Below are 25,704 nucleotides of genomic sequence, written 5' to 3'. Positions count from 1 at the left end.
GAGATGTGTATAAGAGCCCTGTGGGTGGTCGGGCCGCCGACGTGGCGACGTCCTCCGCCGACCGACGGGGCGTGGCCGTTGGCCGGGGCGAACCAGTGGTCGCCGCCGTGGCCCTCGAACAACATGCACCGACCGGGCGACGTACACGGGTTGCGGTCGATGAGCGACTGCGCGTGCTGGTCGCGGTCGTTCCACTCGAGCCAGAGCCGGCGGCCGAAGCGCGGGACGACCTCCGCATCGGTCGCGTGGTCGCCGCGGTGCCCGATGCTCAGACGGCAGCCCAGCACCCAACCCGTGTCGGTGGTGTCACCCAGCGCGGACCTCTCCGCGCCGGTACAGATCACCGTCGACCAACATCCGTCGTGCATTGTCGATACCCCCAGACCCACGTACCCACGGCTCGTCTGCCCCGGGCCGTGACAGGACCGGGATCAGGGCGAAACCACGGCCCCCTGCCGGACAGACTAGTGCGAACAGACCACAGACGGGACCGTCGGTGTCCGATTCCTCCGGCAGCTCGCCGAAAGTTCAATCGATCGGCTGAAGTCTGTCGGCGCGTTCCGGGTGTTCGGCGCGCTCGGCCATCCGGATGCCGCGACCGATCACCACACCGACACCGAGGGCGATCACCGACCAACCCGCGGCGACGGTGGTGCCGATCGCCGCGATGAGGGTGATGTCCATCGGGTCGTCCTCTCTCGTCGACCTCGATCGTGAGGATCGATCCTGAGAGAACGCTGTCGCGGAGATAGATGTTCGATCACATCTCGACGGTCATCCGCGTCCGTCAGAAGCCCAGATCGCGACCGATGATGTCCTTCATGATCTCGGTGGTGCCGCCGTAGATCGTCTCGATCCGCACGTCGGTGTACATCCGCGAGATCGAGTACTCGGCCATGTAGCCGTAACCGCCGTGCAGCTGCAGGCAGGTGTCGACGATGCGCTTGGCGAGCTCGGTGCACCACCACTTCGCCTTCGAGGCGTCGACGGCGGTGAGCTCGTCGTCGACCGCGCCCTGGATGCAGCGGTCGACGAACGCCTGGGCGATGTCGAGCTCGGTGGCGATCTCGGCGATCTTGTGTCGGTTGGCCTGGAACGACCCGATCGACTGACCGAACGCCTTGCGCTCGGCAACGTAGGTCAGCGTGTCCTCGAACGCCTTGCGGGCACCGGCGACCGCGCCGACGCCGATGGCCAGTCGCTCCGAGGGCAGGTTGTGCATCAGGTGATAGAAGCCCTTGTTCACCTCGCCGACCACGTTGGCGACCGGAACCCGCACGTTCGTGAAGCTCAGCTCGGCGGTGTCCTGGGCGTGCTGGCCCATCTTGTCGAGGTTGCGACCGCGCTCGAAGCCCTCCATGCCGCGCTCCACGGCCAGCAGGGTGAATCCCTTGTGCCCCGCCTCGGGATCGGTGCGGGTGACCACGATGACGAGGTCGGCGTTGATACCGCACGAGATGAAGGTCTTGGCGCCGTTGAGGACCCAGTGGTCGCCGTCGAGGACCGCGGAGGTCTTGATACCGGCGAGGTCGCTGCCCGCACCCGGCTCGGTCATCGCGATGGCGCCGATGATCTCGCCCGAGGCAAACCCCGGGATCCAGCGCTGCTTCTGCTCGTCGGTGCACAGCTTCTTGAAGTAGGGGCCGATCACGTCGTTCTGCAGCGTGAACGCCGGAGCGCGCGAGCCGAACTTCGCCATCTCCTCGATGACGACGGCGTTGAACCGGAAGTCGTCGATGTCGGAGCCGCCGTACTCCTCGGGCATGTAGAAGCCCACCAGTCCGGACTCGCCGGCCTTCTTGAACACCTCGCGGTCGATGATCCCGTCGCGCTCCCACTGATCGGCGTACGGGGCGATCTCACGCTCGACGAAAGCCTTCGCCGACGCGCGCAGCTGGTCGTGTTCGGACTCGAAGATAAGACGCTTCATCGTGGGATCACCTTTACATCGTTCGCCGCGAGACCGCTTCACCGAGCGCTCGCTCTGTCGACCCCACGGTACGCCGATGACACAGTTGCTGACAATCGTTTCAGTTTTCGGCCGGGTGATTCGCGGGGCCCCCGACCGCCTGCTCCGCCACCTGTTTCGCCGTGGTCCGACCGTGCAATAGCGTGACGATCCGATGCCACGTCACGGGGCGTCGGCGAGGATCCACACAGCACCTGAGGGGGTGGCGGTGAGCGCGACCGCGACATCGGAAACCGTCCAATTCACCGCACCCGACGGTGTGCGCCTGTGCGGTACGCGGTGGGAACCGTCGGGACCCGCCTGGGGCACCGCGGTGATGCTGCACGGCGGCGGACAGACCCGGTGGTCCTGGAAGGCGACGGGCGAACACCTCGCCGCCGCGGGCATGGAAGTGGTCACCCTCGACTGTCGCGGACACGGCGACAGCGGGTGGTCGCCCGACGGCTTCTACAGCATCGAGATGTTCGCCGACGACGTCCACACCGTCATCACCGAGATCGGTGGACCGGTGACCCTGATCGGCGCCAGCGTCGGCGGTCTCACCGGCATCACCGTGGCCGACCGCTTCGGTCCCGAGGCCGTCTCCGCCCTCGTTCTCGTCGACGTGGTGCCGCGCTACGACCGCGCCGGCAGCGCCCGCATCCGACACTTCATGCGCAGCGGCATGGAGGGCTTCGACTCCCTCGAGCAGGCCGCCGACGCCGTCGCCGGATATCTGCCGCATCGCGAGAGGCCGCGCAGCACAGCGGGTCTCACCCGCAACCTGCGACAGCGGTCCGACGGCCGCTGGTACTGGCACTGGGACCCGCGGGTGATCGACCAGAAGACCCTCGACCGCATCCCCACCGACTACCTCGACGACGCCGCGGCAGGACTCGACATCCCGATCATGGTGGTACGCGGCAAGCTCTCCGACGTGGTGCCCGAAGACGTGCTGAAGGCCTTCTGCGAGCGGGTGCCCCACGCCCGGGTCGCCGAACTCCGCGACGCCGGGCACACCGCGGCCGGCGACGACAACGACGCGTTCACCGCCGCGGTCGTCGACTTCGTGGGCGATCTGCGCGACTGACGACTGCGGCGCGGATCTTGGGGGACGAGTCAGGCGACGACCGGGCTCTCGGTCGGCGTCGCTGCGACCCAGTGCATCCCATCGATCCCGGGCGCCACCGCGTCCGGATCGCCGATGCGCGCCCAGTCGAGACGTGACACCGGATCGGTCAGCGGACGGTCGGCGCGCCGATGACATCCACGGGACTCATCGCGGTGCAGCGCGGCCGCCACCACCGCGCCGGCGACCATCGTGGCCGCGGCGTCGGCGACATCGGCGAACGATCGCAGCGGCCGCACCGGGGCGCCCGCGACCAGATCCGCCACCGCGGCCAGACCCGCGGCGTCCCGGGTGACGCCGGCTCCGGCCGACATCGCGTCCTGCAACACCGTGCGGTCGCATCGTGCTGCGCGGGTGAGCATCTCGACATCGAACCTCGGAGAACAGCCGACCGGGGCCGTCGGCACACCGGCACGATCGGCCGCCGCCTGCGCGACCCGCCGTCCCATCACCAGACCCTCCAGCAGACTGTTCGAGGCGAGACGGTTCGCGCCGTGCAATCCGGTGCGTGCGACCTCCCCCGCGGCGAACAATCCGTCGACGGTGGTGTCGCCGCGCTCGCCGGTGACCACGCCACCGCAGAGGTAGTGCGCCCCGGGGACGATCGGGATGAGGTCGGTGCGGGGATCGAGGCCGATGGCGCGCACACCGGCGGTGACCGTCGGGAACCGTTGTGCAACATCGGGTACGTCGCGGGCATCGAGGTACATGCACGACCGGCCCGAGGCCATCATCGCCGAGTGCACGGCGTGCGCGACGACGTCACGCGGGGCGAGATCGCCGAGCGGATGGACGCCCGCGGTGATCGAGACACCGGCCGCGTCGACGAGACGCGCCCCCTCGCCGCGCACGGCCTCACTGATGAGCGTGCGCCGACCCCGCGCACCGGCGGTGTGGAGCATCGTGGGGTGGAACTGCACGAACTCGAGGTCGGTGACCGCGGCACCGGCACGCAGCGCGAGCGCGACCCCGTCGCCCATCGATCCCTCGGGATTGGTGGTGGCCGCATAGATCTGGCCGATGCCGCCGGTGGCGAGCAGCACGCTCGGCGCATGGATGGTCACCGCGCGTCCCGTCCCGTCGCGTGCGGTCACACCGAACGCGCGTCCCTCGGCATCGGTGGCGACGGCGATGACCATGGTCTCGGCGCGGACACCCACGCGCCCGGTCACCATGTGCGGACGAAGCGCCTCCCACAGCGCGCGCTCCACCTCGGCCCCAGTGGCGTCGCCACCGGCATGGATGATCCGCCGCACGGAGTGTCCACCCTCGCGGGTCCGCAGCAGTGTTCCGTCGAGGTGGGCGTCGAACCGCGCGCCCCAGGCGATCAACGCCGCAACGGCATCGGGTCCGTCGGCGAGGATCGACCGGGCGGCGAGGGGGTCGGTGTGTCCGGCGCCCGCGGCCAGGGTGTCGGCGAGGTGCGCATCGACCGAGTCGTCGGGATCGGTCGGGTCGACGACGGCGATTCCGCCCTGTGCGTAGCGCGTGGAGGTGTCCGATCCGGGGGTCCGCCGGGATCCCTTGGTCGCGACGATCACCGACAACCCGAGTTCGGCGGCGTGGATCGCCGCGGTGAGACCCGCGACGCCGGCGCCGACGACCACGAGGTCGGCGCGATTCCCGTCGTGTGCCATGTCGCCTCCAGGCTGCATCGAATCCGGTTTTCGACTGTCAGTCGAAAACAGGGTCCACGCTACGCCTGTGTGCGGCGATCCGGGTGACTCAGGTGTCGAAGGTGACGGTGACCTCGTCGGACACGGGCACCGCCTGGCACGCCAGGGTCAGCCCCATCGCGAGGTCGGAGTCGACGAGGGTGTCGTTCTTGCGCATGTGCACCTCGCCGCTGACCACGCGACAGGCGCACGAGCTGCACTCCCCCTCGCGGCACGAGAACGGGGCGTCGTGTCCGGCGGCGAGCAGCACGTCGAGCAGTGTCGCCGACCGCGGCCAGGCGAGGTCGATCGACGTCCCGGCCAGCGTCACCGCGACCGACGCGTCGTCGTCGCCACTGGAGACCGACACCTCGATGTCGCTGAACGGATCGCCCGACAGGGAGATGTACCGCTCGGTGTGGGTGAGCGCAGCCGGGATACCGATCTGCTCGGCGGTCTCCTCGACCACCGCCATGAACGGCGGCGGCCCGCAGATGAACAGCTCCCGATCGGCCTTGTCGCGCATGAGGTCGGCCATGGCCGCGGCGTCGGGCAGACCGCGTTCGCTCTCGAGCCAGTGCGTCACGGCGAAGCGGTCGGGGAACTCGGCGATCATCTCGTCGATCTCGGCGGAGAAGATCGCGGAGTCGGCGTCGCGGTTGGCGTAGATGAGGTGCACCGACGACAGTCCGCCGATGAGGGTCGACTTCGCGATCGACATCAGCGGGGTGATGCCGCTGCCCGCGCCGACGAGCAGGAGGTCGTTGGCGTAGGAGCGCGGGTAGAACGATCCCGACGGGCTGAGCACCGTGATGCGTTCACCGACGGTCACGTTGTCGCACAGCCATCCCGAGGCGACACCGCCGTTCACGCGCTTGACCGTGACGATCAGGTCGTCGTCGAGATGCGGTGAGCTCGACATCGAATAGCACCGCGCGACAGCGGTTCCCGAGCCGTCGGCGCCGGGGATCTTCAGGGTGAGGAACTGCCCCGGGTGGTATCGGAACCGGCTGAGGATGCGGTCGGGGACCTCGAAGACGATGGAGACCGAATCAGGCGTCTCGCGGATGACGTCGACGACCTCGAGTTCATGGGCGCGGCTCTCGAGCCGGCTCGCCGCCGCCTGCTCCGGAGTGTCGGACGGGCTCACTGGCCGATGCGCTGGCCTGCGGCCATCGGTCGGGCCATCACGTCCTGGTAGCGGCCGCCGAGCAGTCGCGGGAGGGCGTCGAACAGGCGGGCGTCGGGCCCGATGAGCACCTTCGGCTTGTTCTTCTCGATACCCTTGATGATCTTCTTCGCCGCGGTCTCGGGGCGGGTGAAGGCGATCTTCTGGAAGTTGTCGTCCTTGACCTTCAGGTCCTGGGCGAACTCGCCGCTCTGTCGGCCGTTGCGGACGATGCCGGTCTTGATGCCGCCCGGGTGCACACACGTGACACCCACGTTGTGGCCGGCGCTGATCATCTCCTGCCGCAGCGACCCGGTGAACCCGCGGACGGCGAACTTCGCTGCGTTGTAGGCACTCTGGGCCGGGATCGACATGAGCCCGAACACCGACGACACGTTCACCACATGGCCGTCACCGGAAGCGATGAGGTCGGGCAGGAAGGCCTTCGTGCCGTGCGCGACACCCCAGAAGTCGATGCCCATGATCCAGTCGAAGTCGTCCCACGTCATGTCGACGATGGAGGCGCTGAGCGAGACCCCGGCGTTGTTGATGATGACGTTCGCCCCACCGAAACGGCTGCGGACGTCCCCGGCGTGGGCGAGGAAAGCCTCGCGGTCGGCGACGTCGAGGGCGAACGGGGCCGCCTCGGCGCCAGCCTTCTCACACAACGCGACCGTCTCCGACACCGCGTCGAGGTTGACGTCGGACAGGGCCAGGCGCGCACCCTTGCCCGCGAGTTGGACGGCCAGGCTGCGGCCGATCCCCGATCCCGCTCCGGTCACGACGACGGTCTTGCCCGCAAGTGTCTTCAACGCAGTGTCATGCTTTCTCGTAGAGCAGCTCTCGTACCACTCCGCCGGACGGCAGAGCCAGATGCCCGAACGGGTCGACCCGCACGGATGTGTCGGCGAACGGGTCGATCAGCGACGGCGGCGACGGCCTTCGAGCTCGGCGAGCACCTCGTCGGGCAGCGACCGCGACATCTTGTAGATCTTCGTGGTCAGACGTCCCTTGATGAGACCGGCCTCGTAGAAGAACGTCAGCATGGGTCCACACATGAACGTGGCGTTCTCGCGGTAGCGCGGCGACCGCTGCGCGGCCTTCCAGCCGGCGAGCTGACCGATGCCCACCGACCGGTAGGCCTGTGAGTCGACCAGGGTCGGCATCACCAACAGGGTCAGCAGCGCGATCAGCACACGGTTGACCGCGAGCGCGATCGGTCCGCACTTCTCGGTCGCCTGGATGAGCTCGTTGCGGGCGAAGGTGATGTGCCGCGCCTCCTCGAGCACGTGGATCTTCATCAGCTGGCGCACGTGCGGCTGGATGGTCTCGTCGGCCATCGACTCACGCTGCACACGGTCGAGCACCTCCTCGACGAGGAGGGTGCCGGCGTAGACGAGCGGGCCGTGGGGGATGAAGCCGATGAGTCGCAGCGGCATCGACAGCAGCTTCGGGCGGCGGTACGGCTCCATCTCGGTCTTGTTGATCAGGCGACCGAACATGGTCGAGTGCCGGGTCTCCTCGGCGATCTCGGTGAGCGAGTACAGGGTGTGCTCGTCGGCGAGGTTGTCGTTGGTGAAGACCCCGCGGAGCAGGTTGGTGCACAGGCCGACCTCGGCGTTGATGCCGTAGGTGAGGATCGCGACGGCCTCGGCGCGGCTCAACGTCAGTTTCTGCGCGTCGTCGAGCCCCTCGTAGACCTCGGTGCCGACGAGCGTGCCGCGCTTCTCGGTCGACCAGGCCTTCTCGGGGTCGATGTCGGCGTCCCAGTCGATGTCGAGCTCACCGTCATAGACACGATCCGCGGTCGACCGCAGCAGACGCTCGGCGATGGCCATGCGCTCGTCGATCTCCGACGGAGTGGGCCCTGCGGGCGTGGTGGCGGGCGCGTAGTCGTCGACGGTCACGATGAGTTCCTCTCACACAGGGTTTGACGAGCTCGAACGCCGCACGCAGGGCGTGGGCATGACAATTGTTGAGATAACGGTACTGGGCTGACAGAGGGTGTCAAGACGTCCATCAGCGATCCACCGACCCCGGTAAGACGCTCTCCGGGCGCCGCGACGCGGCGGGGACGATCCGCACGAGCCGACGGCTGAGAGCGTCACCGAACAGGCCGTGCGCCCTCGCCAGGTCCAGGTAATCGGCGAAAAACAGGTCCAGGCGTGCACCGCGCCGGTTGCTGCGACGCGCGGCCCACTGGCTGCGACGCACCATCAGGCCGGTCTCGCGATAGGCCTCGGGCGCGATGAGCGTGCGGGCCACCATGCGGAGCACGAGACCCGACACCACCGAGTAGAAGAAGGTGCGCAGCGGTCCCTTGCGATCCATCGACGCCTCGAAGTCGAGGCGGGCGAACTCGCTGAGGCGACGGATCGACCGTTCGTGCAGCGCAGCGACCTGCCGCACGTGCGGTTGCACCGACCGGTCGGCGGCGAGGGTGGTGACCAGTGCACGGGTGCACGACTCGGCCATCAGGTAGATCGACGCGGTCATCGCCCCCGCCGGGATCAGCAGCGTGTAGCGCTCGAGGAGCCAGGCCAGCCTCGGGTGCGGGTGCGGGAGCAGGCCCGTCACCGTGATGAGACGTCCGAACATCGCGGTGTTCGTGGTCCGGATGTTGATGGTGGCGAAACCCCAGCGTGCGGTGTCGTCGGCGAGGGTCTGGTCCTCGCCGATGCGACGGAACTCGAGCATCGACTGCGAGGTGTTCGCGAACACGCACAGCGTCAGGAGGTTCACCAGTTCACGGCGGGCGAGCTCGGCCCGCTTCGGGGCGGGCATGCGTTCCCACAGCCGCGTCCCCGACACCGACACGAGGTGCTCGGGCAGCCAGGCGGCCGTCTCCGACGGGGCCGCCGACCAGTCGATGTCGAGATCGGCGTCGAAACGCTGGTCGACGGTGGCGATGAGGAACCGCTGCGCCGCACGTTCCCGGTCGGCGATGGAACGACGACGGGGCCGGCGATCGGTATCGGGGGCCGCGTCGGCCGCGCCGACCCGGTCGATTCCGATGTTCGAAGTCATCACATTCCCCATTCGCGGATCTGGTGCACGATATGACCCCGAATCCTACGTAATCCGGGCCTCATATGTAATTCAAGACACATGCGGGCCGAAGTGTAAGACACATCACCACACTCGGGAGAGGGGACAGTGCCATGACCGAGGATCTGGGACGTGCCACGCCGCGCTCGCCGCACGACGATTCCGACTATCGCGGCGACGCGGCCATCGTGATCAAGGGGGTCGAGATCCCCGTGACGGTCGAGATGAAGGGGTACCGAGAACCGATCGACGGCATCTACCGGTGGATCGGTCGGGTGGGCAAGAACGAGCGCCTCACCGCCGCCGTCGGCGACGCCAAGCGGATCCGCGTCATCGTGAAGACGCCGCACAGCGCGCAGGAGGCCTACCTGGGCGATCCCGATTTCTGGGACCGCTTCCGGATCAACGGCAAGAGCACCCCGCCGTTCGCGGTCGCCACCGACATCGACATCGACATCGACATCGACGCCGACGATCCGGACGCCGCGACCGCCTGACCCCCTCCGCACGACACCCCTCGGTGAGCCGATGTGCGCGAGGTGTGTGCGCAATGCCCGATTCGATGGAAACGTGGGGTGATGACGCTCGCGCACACCGATCCCAGCCGCCACGACCGCACCGACCGTGGTGCCCCCGCACTGGTGCTGGGACCCCTCCTCCGGTTCGTCGACGAGTCGCGCGCGACCATCTGGGTCGAGACCGACCGGGCCACCGCGGTGCGCATCGACACCTCCGTCGGCGTCTCCGCGCAGACCGACACCTGGGGCGTCGGTGGACACCACTACGCGATCGTGGTGCTCGAGGGCCTGCCTGCGGACACACAGCTCGACTACTCGGTCGTCCTCGGCGACGACACCGGTTCCGACGCGGTGTGGCCGCCCGACGGGGAGCAGTGCCGACTGCGCACCGCGGCCGTCGGGGCCGACGTCACGATCGCGTTCGGCTCCTGCCGTCGCGGTGACACCTACGACGAGGAATCACTCGGACGGATCGGCGCGGACGCGCTCGTCGGTCTCGCGCACCGGGTGAACACCGAAGCACCACAACGCCGCCCCGATCTGTTGATGCTGCTCGGCGACCAGGTGTACGCCGACGACCCGTCACCGGAGATCCTCGCGCGCCTGCACCGGCATCGCGCGCAGACCGGCGGGCAGGGTGGTGCGGTCCCGGGTCGGGGCGCGCTGGACGACGAGGTGGCCGACGAGATCTGCGACCTCGAGGAGTACACCTGGCTCTACGCCGAGTCGTGGGGGACGCCCGAGGTGCGCGCACTGATGGCGGCCGTTCCCAGCTGCATGATCCTCGACGACCACGACCTGCGCGACGACTGGAACTCATCGATGGACTGGCGGCGCGCCGTCACCGCCGCGCCCTGGTGGCCGCGTCGGGTCGTCGGAGCCTTCACCTCGTACTGGATCTACCAGCACCTGGGCAACCTCTCGCCGGAGTCACTCGCCGCCGACCCCGTCTACGCCGCGGTGCGCGGGGCGGCCACCGACACCGAACGTGAGCAGATCCTCGCCGACTTCGCGCTGCGCGCCGACGCCGAACCCGACTCCGCCCGATGGAGTTTCGTTCGTGATCTGGGAACCACACGCCTGATCGTGATCGACTCGCGGTGCTCCCGCGATCTCGATCCGGAGCGTCGCACGATGCTCGACGACACCGAGTGGCAGTGGCTGCGGACGGTCGCCACCGAGACCGACGCGCGCCACATCGTGTTCGGCACGTCGCTGCCCTATCTGATGCTGCCTGCGCTGCATCACCTCGAGCAGTGGAACGAGGCCGTCGCCCAGGGTGCCTGGGGTCCGCGGGCGGCGAAGCTCGGCGAGAAACTGCGCCTGGAACTCGATCTCGAACACTGGGCGGCGTTCGACAACTCCTTCGACGCAATGGCCGACCTCGTCGGCGACCTCACCTCCCGCGCCACACCACCGGCCTCGGTGGTGTGGCTCTCGGGCGACGTGCACTGCTCCTACGTCGCCGAGGCGGAGTTGGTCGGCCGCGCCACACCCGACACCACGCTGTGCCAGCTGACGATGTCGCCGTTCCGGAACCCGTTGGAGCGTCCCGTGCGCGCGGTCAACCGGATCGCGGTGAAGGCACCGATGGTGAAGCTCATGCGGGCACTCGCCAAGCGCGCCGGGGCGGGTCCGTCACCGATGTCGTGGAAGGCCACGGCCGGTCCCTGGTTCGACAACGGCGTGATGTCGCTGACGGTCAGCGGCGAGCGGATCAGCGTCCGCGTCGAGCACGCCTTCGTCGACGACGATGGCGCACAACGGTTGTCGCAGACCCATGTCGCCGATCTCACCGCCGGCCCGCCGAGCTCAGCGGCGCAATGACGCCAACAGACCCTCGGGAAGTGACCGCGACGCCCGGTACAGCAGCGTGGTGACGCGGCCTCGGATGAGACCGGCCTCGCCGAAGAATCTCAGCATCGGTCCACAGGCGAACGTCGCGTTCGCGCGGTAGTGCGGCGACCGCTGCGCGACCAGCCAGCCGCGGGTGGGTGAGATGCCGACCGAGATGTAGGCGCGGGGATCGATCAGTGTCGGCATCACGATCAACACCAGCAGCCCGATCAGCACCCGGTTGATCGCGAGCGAGATCGGCCCGCAGTTCTCGATCGCTTGCACGAGTTCGGTACGCGCATAGGTGATGTGGCGCGCCTCCTCGAGGATGTGGATGCGCATCATCTGCCGGACGTGGGGTTGCACGTTCTCGTCGCGGGTGGCCTCGCGCTGCACCGCGTCGAGCATCTCCTCGACGATGAGGGTGATCGCGAAGATGAGCGGCCCGTGGGGCACGAAACCCATCAGGCGCAGCGCCCAGTTCAGCGGTGCGGGCGCGGGCCAGGCCGGCATGTCTGCCTTGTTGATCAGTCGCCCGAACATCGTCGAGTGCCGCGTCTCCTCGGCGACCTCGGTCAGCGAGTAGAGCACCTGCGGTTCGGTGAAGTCCTCGACGTGAAAGACCCTGCGCAGCAGGTTGTTGCACAGTCCCATCTCGGCGACGATGCCGTAGCTCAGGACCGCGACCGCCTCGGCACGCCCCAGCGTCAGCTGCTGTTCGGGGGTCAGCGCGTCCCACATCTTCGTGCCGAACAGCGTTCCGCGGCGCTCGGTGAGCCACGCCTTGGTGGGGTCGAGGGGAGCGTCCCAGTCGATGTCGAGCTCGCCGTCGAGGGCGTTGTCGGCGGTCGAGCGCAGCAACCGTTCCGCGGTGGTGCGCGGGTCACCCGTACCCGCCGACCCGACTCGGTGACGAGCGGTGTCGAAGTCGACGCTCACGGTCGACCCCCTCCCCGACGCCGGCCCACGACGCCTCTCAACATCAGTTGAGCGCCAACCCTGCGCCGCTGTCGTTCGCGTGTCAAGGGTCACAACGCCGCTCTGGACGAACTCCGACGAACCGGTGCCGACGGTGGACTTCAGCACGTCACCGGCGGTCCGTAGGGTGGATCGAGTACCTCACGCATCACCATCACCATCACCGACTCGAGATCACGGTTCGGCGTCCGATCCACAGGAGGCACCCATGGCCAGCTATCGAGTGATCAACCCCACCGGCGACGTCGTCGCGACCAAGGACATCGACAGCGCCGACGACGCGTATTCGTGGTTCAAGGAGAGCCAGGAGGACAACACCGAACTCGGGTGGCGCCTCGAGGTCGACCACGACGGCGAATGGGCCTTCGTCGACGACTCCGAGGGCACCTCGAACTGATGGCGATCGCATCGACCAACCCGGCAACCGGGGAGACGATCCGGGAGTTCGACGCGCTGTCGGACTCCGAGGTCGAGGAAAAGCTCGCCACCGCCGCGCGGGTCGCACGGGAGTACCGCCACACCGGTTTCGACGAGCGGGCCGCGGGACTGCGTCGGGCCGCCGACATCCTCGACGCCGACACCGACACGTTGGCCGCCACCATGACCGCGGAGATGGGCAAGACCATCGCCGCGGCCAAGGCCGAGATCGGCAAGTGCGCCAAGGGGCTGCGGTACTACGCCGACGCCGCGCCGGCGATGTTGGCCGACGACATCGCCGACGCGGACGCCGTCAACGCCTCGCGGGCGCTGCACCGTTTCCAACCGCTGGGCGTGATCCTCGCGGTCATGCCGTGGAACTTCCCTCTGTGGCAGGTCATCCGCTTCGCCGGTCCCGGCCTCATGGCCGGCAACGTCGGACTGCTCAAGCACGCGTCGAACGTGCCGCAGACCGCGCTCTACCTCGAGGAGCTGTTCCGGCGGGCGGGTCTGCCCGAGGGCGTGTTCCAGACACTGCTCATCTCGTCGGGGCAGATCGAGGACATCCTCAAGGACCCCCGGGTCGCCGCGGCGACACTCACCGGCAGCGAGGGAGCAGGCCGCGCGGTCGGTGAGACCGCGGGCGCCCAGCTGAAGAAGGTCGTGCTCGAACTCGGCGGATCCGACCCGTTCGTGGTGTTGCCGTCGGCCGATCTCGCCGCCGCGGCGAAGACCGCGACCACCGCGCGTTGCCAGAACAACGGGCAGTCGTGCATCGCGGCCAAACGGTTCATCGTCCACACCGACGTCTACGACGAGTTCGCCGAACTCTTCGTCGCCGAGATGGCCGCACAGAAGGTCGGCGACCCGACCGCCGACGACACCGACATCGGACCCCTCGCCACCGAGCAGGGCCGTACCGACGTCACCGATCTCGTCGACGACGCCGTCGCGAAGGGCGCGAAGGTGCTCACCGGCGGCACCGTGCCCGACGGTCCGGGCTGGTTCTACCCGCCGACAGTCATCTCCGAGATCACCACGGAGATGGACATATACGGCGAAGAGGTCTTCGGGCCGGTGGCATCGCTGTACCGCGCCACCGACATCGACGACGCCCTGCGGATCGCCAACGACACCGACTTCGGTCTGGGGTCGAACGTGTGGACCACCGACGACGCCGAGATCGAGCGCTGCATCGACGAACTGGAGGCCGGCCAGGTGTTCGTCAACGGCATGACCACGTCGTACCCGGAGATCTCGTTCGGGGGCATCAAGAACAGTGGTCACGGGCGCGAGCTGGCCACGTTCGGCATCCGCGAGTTCTGTAACGTCAAGACCGTCTGGGTCGGCCCCACGGGGAAGAACGAATAAGAAGGAGAGAGCGTGAGCACGGTGCAGGTCAACAGGGGGCGTCGGCGCCCGGTCGTGATGTCGATGATCGTCGCGGTGATGGCCGCGCTCGGTCTCGTCGCCGGCACGGCGAGTGCCAGTGCGGCACCGCTCGGCCCGATCGCGAAGCTCGACGTCGATCGCTATCTCGGTGTGTGGAATCAGGTCGCGGCGATCCCGCAGCCGTTCAACATCGACTGCCTGCGCAACACCCAGGCCCGCTACACCCTGATCGACCCGAACAACATCAAGGTCGAGAACACCTGCACCAAGTTCACCGGTCAGCGCAGCGGCATCACCGGCAACGCCCGTGTCAACGACCAGAGGACGAAAGCGCAGCTGCACGTCAGCTTCCCGGGTGTGCCGTTCCAGAGCTCGAAGTCGGGCCCGACGAACTACATCGTCACCTACATCGCGCCCGACTACTCCTGGGCCCTGGTCGGTAGCCCCGAACGTCTCTCGGGCTTCGTGCTCAAGCGCGACAAGCAGGTGTCGAGTGCACAGTGGCGGCAGATCAAGAACGTGATCGTCTCGCGCGGTTACAACCTGAACCTGTTCATCACCACGCCCATCGACGGTGCGTACCCGAACGTGACACCCCTCGCGCTCGTTCGCTGACACCCGTTCCACCACAGAGCCCCGCCGGGTCCGCCCGGCGGGGCTCTGTGCGTCGTGGGTGGCCGAGATCGTCCCCGTGACGACCCTCCGACGGCGATATGCCCTCGGCACCCGCTCAGGGGGACGATCTCAGCAGCGCGCCTTGACGCCGCTGCGGACACGTAGTTGGCTGCTCCTCGGTGACCTTGCGCCCGACAGCTTCGCCCGATCGGTCCCCCAGTGCGCAGGGATGACACATGAACACTCCATCCTTCGGAGCGCCCCGACGCGGGTGAACCGCCATCGGCCGCGCAGGCCTCGTACCGACGTCGGCGCCCTCGCGCTGCTGGCGCTATGGCGCGACCATGTCGAGAGCACCGAGCACCGAATCTGTCGCGGCAGCGATTCGCCCGTTGCGGCACAGCGTCGTTGGGCAGGGGAGACCGGGTGCCCCGCGTGCGACGGCGAGCTGCTCGGCGACTCGCGCGCTCGCCTACAAGGGCTCATCGCGAACGGCGGCCGTCGCGCCCACCGACTCGCCGTGGAGGTGGACCGACTGGACGAGCGATACCGCGCGGTCACCACGGAGATCCCCTCGTACCGATCGAGACCATGGTGGAACCGGCGGATGCCGTGGCGTTGACGTCACCGAGCGCAGAAAACTGCCCCCAGGGCGTGTCTCGAGGGGAATGGTCCCTCGGACACCCGGCTGGGGGCAGTTGTCAGCAGCGGTTCAGAAGTAGTGCGACCGGCCGGCGACCACGCGACCGTGGCTGCCCGAGAAGGCCAGTGCGACACCGATGACCGCCAGCACGATGCCGACGATCCACATCCACTGGATCGGGATGATCAGACCGATGACGATCAGGATGAGTCCCAGGATCGTCATGAGGTCCCGTAGTCGACCGAGAGGCGCTTCACGCCGTTGAGCCACCCCGACCGCAGTCGTTCGGGCTCGGCCAGCTTGGTGATGTCGGGCATGTGGTCGGCGATGGCGTTGAAGATCAGGTTGATCTCCATGCGCGCCAGGTTCGCACCGATGCAGTAGTGCGTGCCGTGGCCACCGAAACCGACGTGCGGGTTGGGATCTCGCAGGATGTCGAACGTGAACGGATCGGTGAACACGTCCTCGTCGTAGTTGGCTGAGCCGTAGAACATGCCGACGCGGTCGCCCTTCTTGATCTGCACACCGTCGAGCACGAGATCCTCACGCGCCGTGCGCTGGAACGAGTTGACCGGAGTGGCCCACCGGACGATCTCGTCGGCCGCGGTCGTGGGGCGCTCGCGCTTGTAGAGCTCCCACTGATCGGGGTGGTCGAGGAACGCGTTCATGCCGTGGGTGATCGCGTTGCGGGTGGTCTCGTTGCCGGCCACCGACAGCAGGATGAAGAAGTATCCGAACTCGATCTCCGACAACGCTTCTCCGTCGAAGTCCGCGTTGACAAGCTCGGTCACGATGTCCTCGGCCGGGCAGGTCTTGCGCGCCTCGGCCATCTGGTAGGCGTATCCGAGCACCTCTGCCGACGCGGTGGTCGGATCGACGGTGAACTCGGGGTCGTCGGCGTTCATCATCGAGTTCGACCACTCGAAGAGCTTGTGCCGGTCCTCCTGCGGGACGCCGAGCAGATCGGCGATGGCCTGCAGCGGCAGCTCGACGGCGACCTGGTGCACGAAGTCGCCCCGACCGTTCGCGGCGGCGTCCTTCACGATGGTCTCGGCCGCGGCGGCCAGCTTCTCCTCCAGGCCGTGCACGGCGCGGGGGGTGAACAGCCGCGACACCAGCTTGCGCAGGCGCGTGTGCTCCGGCGGGTCGTGGTTGATGAGCAGCGCCTTGGTGATCTCGAGGGCCTCGGGAGGCATCGTGTCCTCGAACCGCATGATGACGCCGTTGTCGTTGGTCGACCACAGGGCGTCGTTCTTCGAGATGTCACGCACGTGCTCGTGCTTGCTGACCACCCAGTACCCGCCGTCGGTGAAGCCACCGCCCTTGCCCGGCTTCTGGGCGTTCCACCACACCGGCGCGGTCTTGCGCAGCTGGGCGAACTCGTGGATCGGGAGGCCCTTCTCGAGCAGATCGGGGTCGGTGAAGTCGAACCCGTCATGCATGAACGGGCAGGCGGCGGGATCGGTCGCGGCGCCGGCAATACGATCGAGGGAGGTCATTCGTCTCCTGGTGGTACGTCCCGCCGCCGATCTCGTCGGATCACGGCAGCGGTGAGGTCGGCCCGTCGGCGAGACGGGTATGCGTAGTATCGAGGCCAGTGGTACCGATACCAATGGATACGATACCACTGGATCAGGAAGGTGTGTGCGTGGTCACGTCGAATACTTCGACCGCTCTCGGATCGGCCGGTGAACCGGCTCGTCGGGGCGGCGCGCCCGCGGCACCGACACCGCGTGGCGGCCGGCCGAGGGACATGACGATCGACGCCCGCGTGCTGCCGGTGGTCCGCGATCTGCTTGTCGAGGTCGGCTGGAACGACCTGAGTGTGCGCGCGGTCGCGGCGAGGTCGGGCGTGGCCCGGGCGACCATCAACCGCCGCTGGGAGACGAAGGCGGAACTGGTGTTGCACGCGGTCCTCAACGACCGGATCGTGCTGGAGGACATCGGCACCGACCAACCCGGCGGATGGATCGACGACCTCATCCGACAGAGCCGTCAGATCTTCGGTCACCCCGATCTGCGCTCGGCCCTGCCCGGTCTGCTCAGCACGTTCGAACAGGACCCCGGTCTCCGCAATCAGCTGTGGAGCGGGTTGGCCGGTCCCGCGGCCGAGCGGTACGCCGTCCAGGGCGCGCCGGCGCGGCGCGATCAGGCCGAGACCGACGCCCTGGCCATGATCATCATCGCCGCGGGAACCGCCATGTTCGCCAGCGTGCTCGCCACCGACATCACCACCGATCCGATCCGCGACCGCATCGACGAACTGCTGCACATGATCGGCCGCGAGGTCGTCGGCGGGGACGGGGACGCGCAGGACGGGGAGCAGAAGGCCTGATCAGGCCCCGGTGAACCTCGCCGCGCGACGCTCGACGAACGAGGTCACGCCCTCGGCGCCGTCGGCGGTGGTGAACAGTCCCGCGACGGTCGGTTGCAGCTTCTCGACGGTCGCGGTGGTGTCGGGAAGCGCCGACTGCGCTGAGGCCAGGGTGGCCCGGACGCCCAGTGGGGCGGCCTTGTCGACGATGGACCGCGCGATGCGCACAGCGGCCTCACGGGCGGTCCCCTGCGGGGCGATCTCCTGGATGAGGCCGATCCGGAACGCCTCGTCGGCGTCGAACTCGTCGCCGGTGAGCATCCACCGCATCGCGTTGCCCCACCCCGCCTCGCGGGTGAAACGCAGTGTCGCGCCCCCGAACGGGTAGATGCCGCGCTGGACCTCGAGCTGCGTGAAGCGCGCGGTGGTGTCCGCGACACGGATGTCGGCCGCGAGCAGCAGTTCGATCCCCAGCGTCATCACCCAGCCCTGCGCCGCGGCGACGACGGGTGTGGTCCACGGCCCGTCGAGGCGCCACGGGTCGCGCGAGCCCTCGGGCACCAGTACCTCGCCGGCCAGAACGGCCGCACCGACGTCGGCGAGATCGAGCCCGGTGGTGAAGTCGGCGCCGTGGGCGAAGAGGACGCCACACCACACATCCGGGTCGTCCTCGACGATCGCGTAGGCGCGGGCCAGATCGGCCAGCAGATCCCGATTGAAGGAGTTGCGCTTCTCGGGTCGGTTGAGCCCGATCAGCAGGAGGTGGCCGTCGCGCTCGAGGGTGAGGGTCGCGAGAGAGGGGTCCGTGGTCATGGTCCGAACCATACTATGGTTCTCACCATAAATGGTTCGGACCGACCGACTCAGTGCTTCTCGGCGAGCACCACGGCGAACCGGTCGTCGGGGTCGCTCCAGATCTGCTCGACCCCGAAACCGGCGGCGGTGAGCTCCTCGGTGATCCCCGAGCGCCGGAACTTGGCGGAGATCTCGGTGCGCATCTGCTCGCCCTCGGCGAACTCGACCTCGAGATCGAGGTCGCGCACGTGGACGGTCATGGCCCGTCGCGCCCGCAACCGCATCTCGACCCACTCGTTGTCGGTGTCGAACAGCGCCACGTGGTCGAAGCCGTCGAGATCGAAGTCGCCACCGAGGCGGCGGTTGATGACCGCGAGCACGTTGCGGTTGAAGTCGGCGGTCACACCACGCGCGTCGTCGTAGGCGGGCACCACGATCGACTCGTCGACCACGAGGCCCACGCCGATGATGAGGTGCTCACCGGGACGCAGAGCGGCGGCGACACCGGCGAGGAAGGCCGCCCGGTCGGCGGGCACGAGATTGCCCAGCGTCCCACCCAGGAACGCGACGGTCCGGTTGGCGTGGTCGGGGATGGACGCGGCGGTGTCGATGAAGTCGCTGACGATGCCGGCGACGCGCAGATCGGGGTACTCCACCGCCAGCTCGTCGACCGCACCCTGCAACGCGGTGACCGAGACATCCTGCGGCACATAGGTGGTCAACGTCCCGGCGCGGATCCCGGCGTCGAGGAGCAGGCGCGTCTTCTCCGACGACCCCGAGCCGAGCTCGACGAGCGTGGTCATGCCGGTCGCGGCGGCGATGTCGTCGGCGTGGGCGGCGAGGATCGCCTTCTCGGTACGGGTCGGGTAGTACTCGTCGAGCGTGGTGATGACCTCGAACAGCTCACTGCCCCGCTGATCGTAGAACCACTTGGGCGGCAGGTGTTTCGGCGATGCCGTGAGACCGGCACGCACATCGGTGACGAGGGCCTCGTCGACCTCGTCGGGGTTGATGTGGATCTCGAGTGCCTCGGTCGAGACGGGATGGGACACGGGTTGCCTCCTCAGGGGGCTCAGGGTGGAGCAGGTCGAAGGAATCGAACGGTTCTTCACAGGGGGTGCGTCGTCACCGATCCCGCGGTCGCGACGATCAGCGATCGGTCGGGCACGGGCTCCCAGGTGCGGTCCCCATCGTGTGGGTCCGAGTCGAGGGGTTCCGAGGCCACCCACACGTCGTCGTCGGTGACAGACGTCGACAGCGAGTGGTGGACGGCGGTGCCCCACAACGTGGTCCCATCGCCGAGCAGGAGGTTCAGGCGCGAGCCGGGCCCGGACTCGTCGAGCGCGGTCACGACGCGGCGCAGCACCTCGACGGGGTCGTGGTCGCGCAGGAGGTGGCGGACGACCATCCACAACCCGGCGGAGTCGGTGGCGGCGGGCAGCCGCAGCAGGTCCTCGACGGGCACCTCGGCAGCGAGGCCGGCGAGGCTGTGCGGCCATCCGGCGACGACACCGTTGTGACTGAAGGCCCAGCGGCCGTCGACGAACGGGGCCGAGGCGGTCGCGACGACGGGCATCCCCACCGTGGCCGATCGGACCGCGGCGAGCACCGCGGTCGAGCGGGTGTGGGTCAGGACGTCGTCGACGGTGCGGTCGGTCCAGATCGGGGCGGCCGACCGATACGACGTCGCGGCAACGGGTTCCGACGGGTCGCCGGCCGAGCCGGACTCGGGCCACCAGGCGGCACCGAACCCGTCGGCGTTGGCGACGGCGCCGCAGCGCATGTCGTTCGGTGCCCAGGACTGGACGATCAGCGAGTGTCGCCCGTGGTGGAGGACGTCACCCACGGCCGCGGCGGGCCCCAGGTAACCGAGGTGTCGACACATGTGTCAGTCGACGTCTCGCGCGAGTCGGAAACCCGAGAAGATCTGCCGCCGGATGGGGTGGTCCCAGTTGCGGAACGTCGAGCGCACCGCGACCGGATCGGTGCCGAACGACCCGCCGCGCAACATGTTGTAGTCCCCGCCGAAGAACACCTCGGAATACTCGGGGTAGGGGAACATCGCGAACTCCGGGTAGGCGGTGAAGCCGCTGGAGGTCCACTCCCACACGTCGCCCACCATCTGCTCCACCCCCAGCGCCGAGGCGCCCGCGGGGTACGCACCGATGTCGGCGGGCTCGAGGTGTCGCTGCGCGAGGTTGGCGTGATCGGCCGTGGGATCGGCGTCGCCCCACGGGTATCGGGGGCCGGCGACCGATCCCCCGGTGGCCGGGTCGAAACGCGCGGCCTTCTCCCATTCGGCCTCGGTCGGCAGGCGCATCCCGGCCCAGCGCGCGAACGCCTCGGCCTCGAAATAACAGACGTGCACAACGGGTTGGTTCTCGCGGATCGGTGCCCGCACGCCGAAAGCAGTGCGCCACCATGACCCGTCGGCGTCGCGGTCCCAGAACTGCGGGGCCACGAGGCCCGCCTCGGAGCGATGCGCCCACCCGCGATCCGACCACAGCTCGCGCCGGGTGTACCCGCCGTCGTCGATGAACTCCGCGTAGCGCCCGTTGGTCACGGGGTATCGGTCGATCGCGAAGGTCGGGACCATGACCGTGTGCGCGGGCTTCTCGTTGTCGAGAGCCCACGGGTCGGTGTCGGTGCCCATCACGAACGGTCCGCCGGGGACGATGACGTGATCGGCGACCACCCGGCCGGCGCGCGGTGGGTGGGGTGCGGTGAGAACCGGCTCGCCGGAACGCAACTGGTGGGTGGCGAGCATCGTCTCGTCGTGCTGCTGCTCGTGCTGGGCGATCATCGCGAACACGAATCCCCGGTCGACGAGCGGATCGCCGGTCAGGGGTGTCGTGTCGAGGACGCTCATCGCGTGGTCGCGGACCGCAGCGGCGTAGGCACGCGCCTGGGTCGGGTCGAGGATCGGCAACCCCGGACGCGACGAGCGCGAATGACGGAAGGCGTCGTAGAGGTCGTCGAGGTCGGGGCGCAGCGGCTCGCGGCGACCGACCTCGCGGATCAACCAGAGTTCCTCCTGGTTGCCGATGTGGGCGAGGTCCCACACGAGAGGACTCATGAGAGGCGAGTGCTGCGCCCGCAGATCGGCGTCGGTGACCGCGTCGGTGAGAACGGCGGTACGCCTGCGCGCCCGACCCAGCACCTCGGCGAGGCGTGCACGGGTCGCCGCGGGGGTCTCGCCGTACGGGGTGTCCACAGCGGGATGGAAAGCAGTCATGCCGGAATCGCCTCCTGGGCGGGGGTGTGGCCGCGGGCGCAGCGCGCTGCGGCGGCGGCGAGGTCGTCGTGGTCGGTTCCTGCGGGCGTGGCCTCGGCGGCCAGCGACAGCAGATGGCTTGCCGCCGAACGGAGCTCGGCGTCGCGCAGACCGCACTGCGCGGCGCGGAGCCAGGCATCGGCGGTGGGTTCGGCGATGGCGGCGGCCGCGGCCCCGACCTCGTCGGTCGACAGCAGCGCGGTGACCGCGGCGATCGGTACCGACCACATGCCGGCGGGCTGACCGTCGAGGTAGCGCACCTCGAGGTATCCCTGCGGCCGGACCATGGGGAAGACGGTGCTGACGTGGTACGCGAGGTCGCCGGCGTCGGGACGGCGGCCGACGGCGGCATCGAGGTGCCCGTCCATCCAGTCGGCGAACGTCGCACCCGCGGGCGGTGTCCACAGGGTGCCCGCCGCGGTGCGTACGCACAGCAGCGGGACCGCGAGCACCCAGTCGGTGTAGTCGTCGATGGTCTGCGCCGGCGGGGGGATCCGAGTGCGGTCGGTCTCGAGCCACGTCCGCATCCGCTGCGACGCCCACGGCGACCCGTCGACACCGTGCAGATCCGGGGAGTTCGCGAACGCCGACATGAGGGCCGGCCCGATGGTGTGCAGCAGCGTCCATCGGGTGACCGCGTGGTCGGCGTCGACTCCGGCGTCGAGCGCGACCTGGACCGCGGCGGTGTTGCACATCATCAGGGCGCCGAAGCGGCCGCTGCGGCCGAAGCTCTCCTCCATCGCGCGGTACCGCTCGGTGGTCAGCAGACGCCGCGGTGGGCGGAACCCGTCGGCCGCTCCGGCGACCACCGCGATGCCGCGGGCGGCGAGCAATGCGCGCAGCCGCGCCTCGTCGGCCGCGAGGGCACGACGTAGCGCGCCGGTGTCGGCGAGGGGAACGCTGGAGAGTTCGATCTGGCCGCCGGGCTCGACGGAGACGACACTTCCGGAGCCCAGGGGCAGTTCGGGGGAATCAGGTGCGATGGAGCGGGGGGCGTGCTGACCGAGCGCTGCGGCGAGGTCACGCAGCTCGGGTCGGGCGGCCTCGGCGGTGAGAGCCGGTCGTGCGTCGGAGACGGGACCGAGCGGGCTCTCCTCGGCGACGCGGGTGAACCATTCCAGTTCGGCGCCGACGAGTCGCGGTGGCCCCAGCTTGAAGCACACCCGGGTCAGGTGTGCGGCGGCAGCCGGGCGAGAGGTGATCTCGCCGGAGGTGGTTGTCATGTCCGAACTCTCGTGTCAGGGCGACCGGCCTTCGGGCCGGCGCCACCTCTCGGATCGTCGCGATACTCGGCTGCTCGGTATCGGTGGCGCCGGATCCCGTGCTGTTCAGGGGCGGGGATCGGGCGGCGAGGAGTGCTGCACACCGATGCTACGGATTTTCCGTCCGACGTACATCCCCCTCCGCAACGGACCGCGGAGCGTCCGTGGCGAGGGGGAGCGTCACGACGAAGGTGGCGCCGCCGACACCGGGCCCACCCCCGCCCCCCGCCGAATCGGACGATTGCGACGACTCGCCCGTGATCGGTTCCTGGCCCGCGATCGCATGGGTGACGTCGCCGCCGTGCGCGCGGGCCAGCGCCCGGGCGATCGGGAGGCCGAGTCCCGCGCCCGTCGAGTCGCGCGCGGAATCGAGTTGGACGAGCCGGTCGAAGATCCGCTCCCGTGCGTCCGGGGGCACCCCGGGACCGCTGTCGGTCACGGTGATCCGTGCCGTCGAGCCGTCGACCGACACGTCGACGGTGACCAGGGCACGCGCGGTGTCGGTGGCCGCGCGCACCGCGTTGTCCACGAGGTTCGACACCACCTGCCCGATCCGCCCCGCGTCGACACGGATCGGCACGGCCGCGGCACCGGTGCGGCGGATGGTCACCGGACCGCCGAGCAGACGCCACCGGTCGATGACGTCGGCGACCACCTCCACGAGGTCGGTGTCGGCGAGGGTGAGCTGCGGATCGCTGTCGATGCGCGCCATGTCGAGGAGGTCGGCGACGAGTCGCGACGCGTGCTGCGACTCCCGCACCAACAACTCGGTCCACCGCGGGATGCGATCGGGGCGGTCGGTCCCGTCGCGGCGCAGGGACTCGGCCACCGCCGACAACCCGGCGATCGGGGTGCGCAGTTCGTGCGCCGCGTCGGCGAGGAACCGCTTGGTGTCGGCCTCGGCCCGGCGCGCGGTGTCGGCGGCGGCCCGCTGTGCGGTCTCGGCCGCCTCGAGGGCGTCGAGCATCTCGTCGACCGACCCCGCCGCGCGTCCGAGCTCGGTGTCGGGGGCGCGGGGGCGGAGGCGTCGACCGCGGTCGCCGGAGGTGATGCCGCGCGCGACGGCGACCATCGCATCGAGCGGCCGCAGCGCACGCCGGACGACGAGGAGCATCAGTGCAGCGGCCACCACGAGCGTCGCCGCGCCCGCGCCGAGCATCAACCACCGCAGTTGCGTCCGGACCTCGGCGATCGACGTGGTGTCGCCGAGGAGGGTGACGGTGGTGCCGCCCGGCAACCTCCGGGTCACCACCAGCGAATCGGCAGGGGGTCGCGGCGGGCCTCGATCGGGGCCCACCCCCGGCGCCGGAGGACCGTCACTCGGGTCGACGGCATCCCGTCCGCCGGGGTCTCCGCGACCACCCGGACCCGGTCGACCCGACGGCGGGACCGGGACGTCACCGGCACCGGCGTCGGGGAACGGCCCGGGACCGCCGTAGACCTCACCGTCGGAGGTGGTGACGCGCACCCGGATCGCGTCGCCCTGCAACGCGTTCGCGAGTTGCTGCGGGGAGTAGCCCTCGGACACCAGCGTGGTGGACCGGTCGGCGCGGTCGGTGAGACGGGCCGAGAGATCGCTGCGCAGTTGATGACCCAACGCGATGTCGATCGCGACCCCGACGAGGGTGAGCAGCACGGCGAACAACAGCACCACGAGCACCAGCACCCGGCGACGCAACGAGGGTGTCGGGGTGGTCGGGATGCCGTCGGGGTCCACGGGGTGTCGCCGCCCACCGATGCGACGCAACCAGGCGCTCGGGGAGGTCGCGGTCACGAGGCGACCCGGAGGACGTAACCGAGCCCTCGGACCGTGTGGATCATGCGCGGTCCGTGCGCCTCCATCTTGCGGCGCAACGCGCTGATGTGGACCTCCACCAGGTTCACGTCGTAGGCGTCGTATCCCCACACCGCCTGCAGGATCTGCGGTTTGGTGACCGTGCGCCCGCGTTGGGTGACGAGGAACTCGGCGAGCCGCAGTTCGGTCGCCGTCACATCGAGGACCGCGCCACCGCGGGTGATGGTGCCCGCGGTCGGGTCGACCAGCAGATCACCCACCGACACCGCGGCCTCGGTCCGGCCGCGTCGGCGGAGCACCGCGTCGGCCCGGGCGAGCAGCTCGTCGAGCAGGAACGGTTTGATCACGTAATCGTCGGCCCCGCTGCGCAACCCGTGGAGCCGGTCGTCGATGTGGTCGCGGGCGGTCACCATGATGATGCCCGCATCCGAACGCTCACGGACGATGTCGATGAGGTCGAAGCCGTCGCGCCCGCCGGGCAGCATCACGTCGAGGATCACCAGATCGGGACGGCGCGCGGCGATGAGTTGTTCGAGGTCGCCGCCGTCGGCGACGCCGGTGGCGGCGTACCCCGCGTCGACGAAGGCCTCCACCACCGGTTCGCGGATCGCGTCGGAGTCCTCGACGACCACGACGCGTTGCGCGGTGCTGAAGTCGCCCTGGGTCACCGGCCCATTGTGGTCTGCCATGACACCACTGTGCTCACGACTGCCTGAAGTGACGCTGAAGACCCGCTGTGGGGTCGCTCGATTCAGGATGGCTTCAGCTGCGGCCGTCACCGTCGTTGATGTCGGGCTCACCGCTCGACTCCCACGAGACACGAGACGAGGACCAGCGATGGCTGACAAGACTCCGGACAAGCCCGGCGACGACACCCCGACCGGACGCATCGACCGCCCCGCCACCCCGGTGGACCC

24 protein-coding genes and 1 pseudogene are annotated in these 25,704 nt (G+C 69.1%); 7 read left to right on the top strand and 18 right to left on the bottom strand.

The window, feature by feature from the left end; translation table 11 throughout:
• The 3 genes and pseudogenes from TU34_RS01245 to TU34_RS01240 form a co-directional block, all read right to left on the bottom strand.
• Positions 1 to 368: pseudogene (locus tag TU34_RS01245) on the bottom strand (hypothetical protein); the annotation flags it as partial.
• Positions 369 to 528: 160 nt separating this feature from the next.
• Positions 529 to 684, bottom strand: a complete 156-nt coding sequence (locus tag TU34_RS23810) for a hypothetical protein (protein WP_160298492.1) — start codon at positions 682 to 684, stop codon at positions 529 to 531.
• A 103-nt stretch (positions 685 to 787) separates the two neighbouring features.
• On the bottom strand, positions 788 to 1,930 hold the full coding sequence (locus TU34_RS01240) for an acyl-CoA dehydrogenase family protein (RefSeq protein ID WP_045821032.1): 1,143 nt from the start codon (positions 1,928 to 1,930) through the stop codon (positions 788 to 790).
• A 247-nt stretch (positions 1,931 to 2,177) separates the two neighbouring features.
• Here TU34_RS01240 and TU34_RS01235 point away from each other — a divergent pair, with 247 nt between their 5' ends.
• A complete protein-coding gene (locus tag TU34_RS01235; RefSeq protein WP_150116325.1) occupies positions 2,178 to 3,038 on the top strand; it encodes an alpha/beta fold hydrolase in 861 nt (286 codons plus the stop codon).
• Positions 3,039 to 3,067: 29 nt separating this feature from the next.
• Here TU34_RS01235 and nadB read toward each other — a convergent pair whose 3' ends face one another.
• The 5 genes from nadB to TU34_RS01210 form a co-directional block, all read right to left on the bottom strand.
• Complete coding sequence (gene nadB / locus TU34_RS01230) at positions 3,068 to 4,714, bottom strand: L-aspartate oxidase (protein WP_065973450.1); 1,647 nt, start codon at positions 4,712 to 4,714, stop codon at positions 3,068 to 3,070.
• A gap of 88 nt (positions 4,715 to 4,802) precedes the next feature.
• The gene (locus tag TU34_RS01225; protein WP_045821030.1) at positions 4,803 to 5,882 is read right to left on the bottom strand and encodes a ferredoxin--NADP reductase; all 1,080 of its coding nucleotides are present in this window, start codon (positions 5,880 to 5,882) and stop codon (positions 4,803 to 4,805) included.
• On the bottom strand, positions 5,879 to 6,712 hold the full coding sequence (locus tag TU34_RS01220; RefSeq protein ID WP_045821029.1) for an SDR family NAD(P)-dependent oxidoreductase: 834 nt from the start codon (positions 6,710 to 6,712) through the stop codon (positions 5,879 to 5,881). The genes TU34_RS01225 and TU34_RS01220 overlap by 4 nt, the downstream gene beginning before the upstream one ends.
• Before the next feature lie 108 nt (positions 6,713 to 6,820).
• Positions 6,821 to 7,807, bottom strand: a complete 987-nt coding sequence (locus tag TU34_RS01215; protein WP_065973449.1) for an AurF N-oxygenase family protein — start codon at positions 7,805 to 7,807, stop codon at positions 6,821 to 6,823.
• A gap of 112 nt (positions 7,808 to 7,919) precedes the next feature.
• On the bottom strand, positions 7,920 to 8,927 hold the full coding sequence (locus TU34_RS01210; RefSeq protein WP_052688578.1) for a diiron oxygenase: 1,008 nt from the start codon (positions 8,925 to 8,927) through the stop codon (positions 7,920 to 7,922).
• Positions 8,928 to 9,061: 134 nt separating this feature from the next.
• Here TU34_RS01210 and TU34_RS01205 point away from each other — a divergent pair, with 134 nt between their 5' ends.
• Together TU34_RS01205 and TU34_RS01200 are read left to right on the top strand one after the other, a co-directional pair.
• On the top strand, positions 9,062 to 9,445 hold the full coding sequence (locus TU34_RS01205) for a DUF4873 domain-containing protein (protein WP_045821027.1): 384 nt from the start codon (positions 9,062 to 9,064) through the stop codon (positions 9,443 to 9,445).
• 81 nt (positions 9,446 to 9,526) lie between these two features.
• Positions 9,527 to 11,293, top strand: coding sequence for a DUF7800 domain-containing protein (locus tag TU34_RS01200; protein WP_045821026.1), 1,767 nt, complete (start codon positions 9,527 to 9,529; stop codon positions 11,291 to 11,293).
• Here the strand turns inward: TU34_RS01200 and TU34_RS01195 are convergent.
• Positions 11,279 to 12,241, bottom strand: coding sequence for an AurF N-oxygenase family protein (locus TU34_RS01195; RefSeq protein WP_045821025.1), 963 nt, complete (start codon positions 12,239 to 12,241; stop codon positions 11,279 to 11,281). The genes TU34_RS01200 and TU34_RS01195 overlap by 15 nt on opposite strands.
• Before the next feature lie 247 nt (positions 12,242 to 12,488).
• On the opposite strand from TU34_RS01195, the gene TU34_RS01190 reads away from it, so the two are divergent.
• From TU34_RS01190 to TU34_RS01180, 3 genes are read left to right on the top strand one after another with little or no spacing between them, the layout of a single operon-like run.
• Positions 12,489 to 12,677 carry a hypothetical protein gene (locus TU34_RS01190; RefSeq protein WP_045821024.1) on the top strand — a complete coding sequence of 63 codons (189 nt, stop codon included), beginning with the start codon at positions 12,489 to 12,491 and terminating at the stop codon, positions 12,675 to 12,677.
• A complete protein-coding gene (locus tag TU34_RS01185) occupies positions 12,677 to 14,068 on the top strand; it encodes an NADP-dependent succinic semialdehyde dehydrogenase (RefSeq protein WP_045821023.1) in 1,392 nt (463 codons plus the stop codon). The genes TU34_RS01190 and TU34_RS01185 overlap by 1 nt, the downstream gene beginning before the upstream one ends.
• Before the next feature lie 12 nt (positions 14,069 to 14,080).
• The gene (locus TU34_RS01180; RefSeq protein ID WP_420835146.1) at positions 14,081 to 14,704 is read left to right on the top strand and encodes a lipocalin family protein; all 624 of its coding nucleotides are present in this window, start codon (positions 14,081 to 14,083) and stop codon (positions 14,702 to 14,704) included.
• A 712-nt stretch (positions 14,705 to 15,416) separates the two neighbouring features.
• Here TU34_RS01180 and TU34_RS24060 read toward each other — a convergent pair.
• Positions 15,417 to 15,572, bottom strand: a complete 156-nt coding sequence (locus TU34_RS24060; RefSeq protein WP_203225391.1) for a hypothetical protein — start codon at positions 15,570 to 15,572, stop codon at positions 15,417 to 15,419.
• A complete protein-coding gene (locus TU34_RS01175; protein WP_045821022.1) occupies positions 15,569 to 16,846 on the bottom strand; it encodes a cytochrome P450 in 1,278 nt (425 codons plus the stop codon). Before TU34_RS01175 ends, TU34_RS24060 begins: the two co-directional genes overlap by 4 nt.
• 254 nt (positions 16,847 to 17,100) lie before the next feature.
• On the opposite strand from TU34_RS01175, the gene TU34_RS01170 reads away from it, so the two are divergent.
• On the top strand, positions 17,101 to 17,682 hold the full coding sequence (locus tag TU34_RS01170; RefSeq protein ID WP_045821021.1) for a TetR/AcrR family transcriptional regulator: 582 nt from the start codon (positions 17,101 to 17,103) through the stop codon (positions 17,680 to 17,682).
• On the opposite strand, the gene TU34_RS01165 is transcribed toward TU34_RS01170, so the two are convergent.
• The 7 genes from TU34_RS01165 to TU34_RS01135 form a co-directional block, all read right to left on the bottom strand.
• Positions 17,683 to 18,474 (bottom strand): crotonase/enoyl-CoA hydratase family protein, encoded by a 792-nt coding sequence (locus TU34_RS01165; RefSeq protein WP_203225390.1) that lies wholly within the window; start codon positions 18,472 to 18,474, stop codon positions 17,683 to 17,685.
• Between the two features lie 50 nt (positions 18,475 to 18,524).
• Entirely contained in the window at positions 18,525 to 19,508 is a 984-nt protein-coding gene (gene egtD / locus TU34_RS01160) for an L-histidine N(alpha)-methyltransferase (RefSeq protein WP_045821019.1), read from the bottom strand.
• 56 nt (positions 19,509 to 19,564) lie between these two features.
• Positions 19,565 to 20,341 (bottom strand): ergothioneine biosynthesis protein EgtC, encoded by a 777-nt coding sequence (egtC, locus tag TU34_RS01155; protein WP_045821018.1) that lies wholly within the window; start codon positions 20,339 to 20,341, stop codon positions 19,565 to 19,567.
• 3 nt (positions 20,342 to 20,344) lie between these two features.
• Positions 20,345 to 21,691, bottom strand: coding sequence for an ergothioneine biosynthesis protein EgtB (gene egtB, locus TU34_RS01150; RefSeq protein ID WP_045821017.1), 1,347 nt, complete (start codon positions 21,689 to 21,691; stop codon positions 20,345 to 20,347).
• Positions 21,688 to 22,953, bottom strand: coding sequence for an ergothioneine biosynthesis glutamate--cysteine ligase EgtA (gene egtA, locus TU34_RS01145; RefSeq protein ID WP_045821016.1), 1,266 nt, complete (start codon positions 22,951 to 22,953; stop codon positions 21,688 to 21,690). The genes egtB and egtA overlap by 4 nt, the downstream gene beginning before the upstream one ends.
• A gap of 148 nt (positions 22,954 to 23,101) precedes the next feature.
• Positions 23,102 to 24,766, bottom strand: a complete 1,665-nt coding sequence (locus TU34_RS01140) for a sensor histidine kinase (RefSeq protein WP_150116324.1) — start codon at positions 24,764 to 24,766, stop codon at positions 23,102 to 23,104.
• On the bottom strand, positions 24,763 to 25,476 hold the full coding sequence (locus tag TU34_RS01135) for a response regulator transcription factor (protein WP_045821015.1): 714 nt from the start codon (positions 25,474 to 25,476) through the stop codon (positions 24,763 to 24,765). Before TU34_RS01135 ends, TU34_RS01140 begins: the two co-directional genes overlap by 4 nt.
• Positions 25,477 to 25,704: the final 228 nt, after the last annotated feature.

The organism is Williamsia herbipolensis, assembly GCF_000964005.1.
Lineage (GTDB): Bacteria > Actinomycetota > Actinomycetes > Mycobacteriales > Mycobacteriaceae > Williamsia_A > Williamsia_A herbipolensis.
This window is presented reverse-complemented; position numbering and strand designations above follow the sequence as displayed.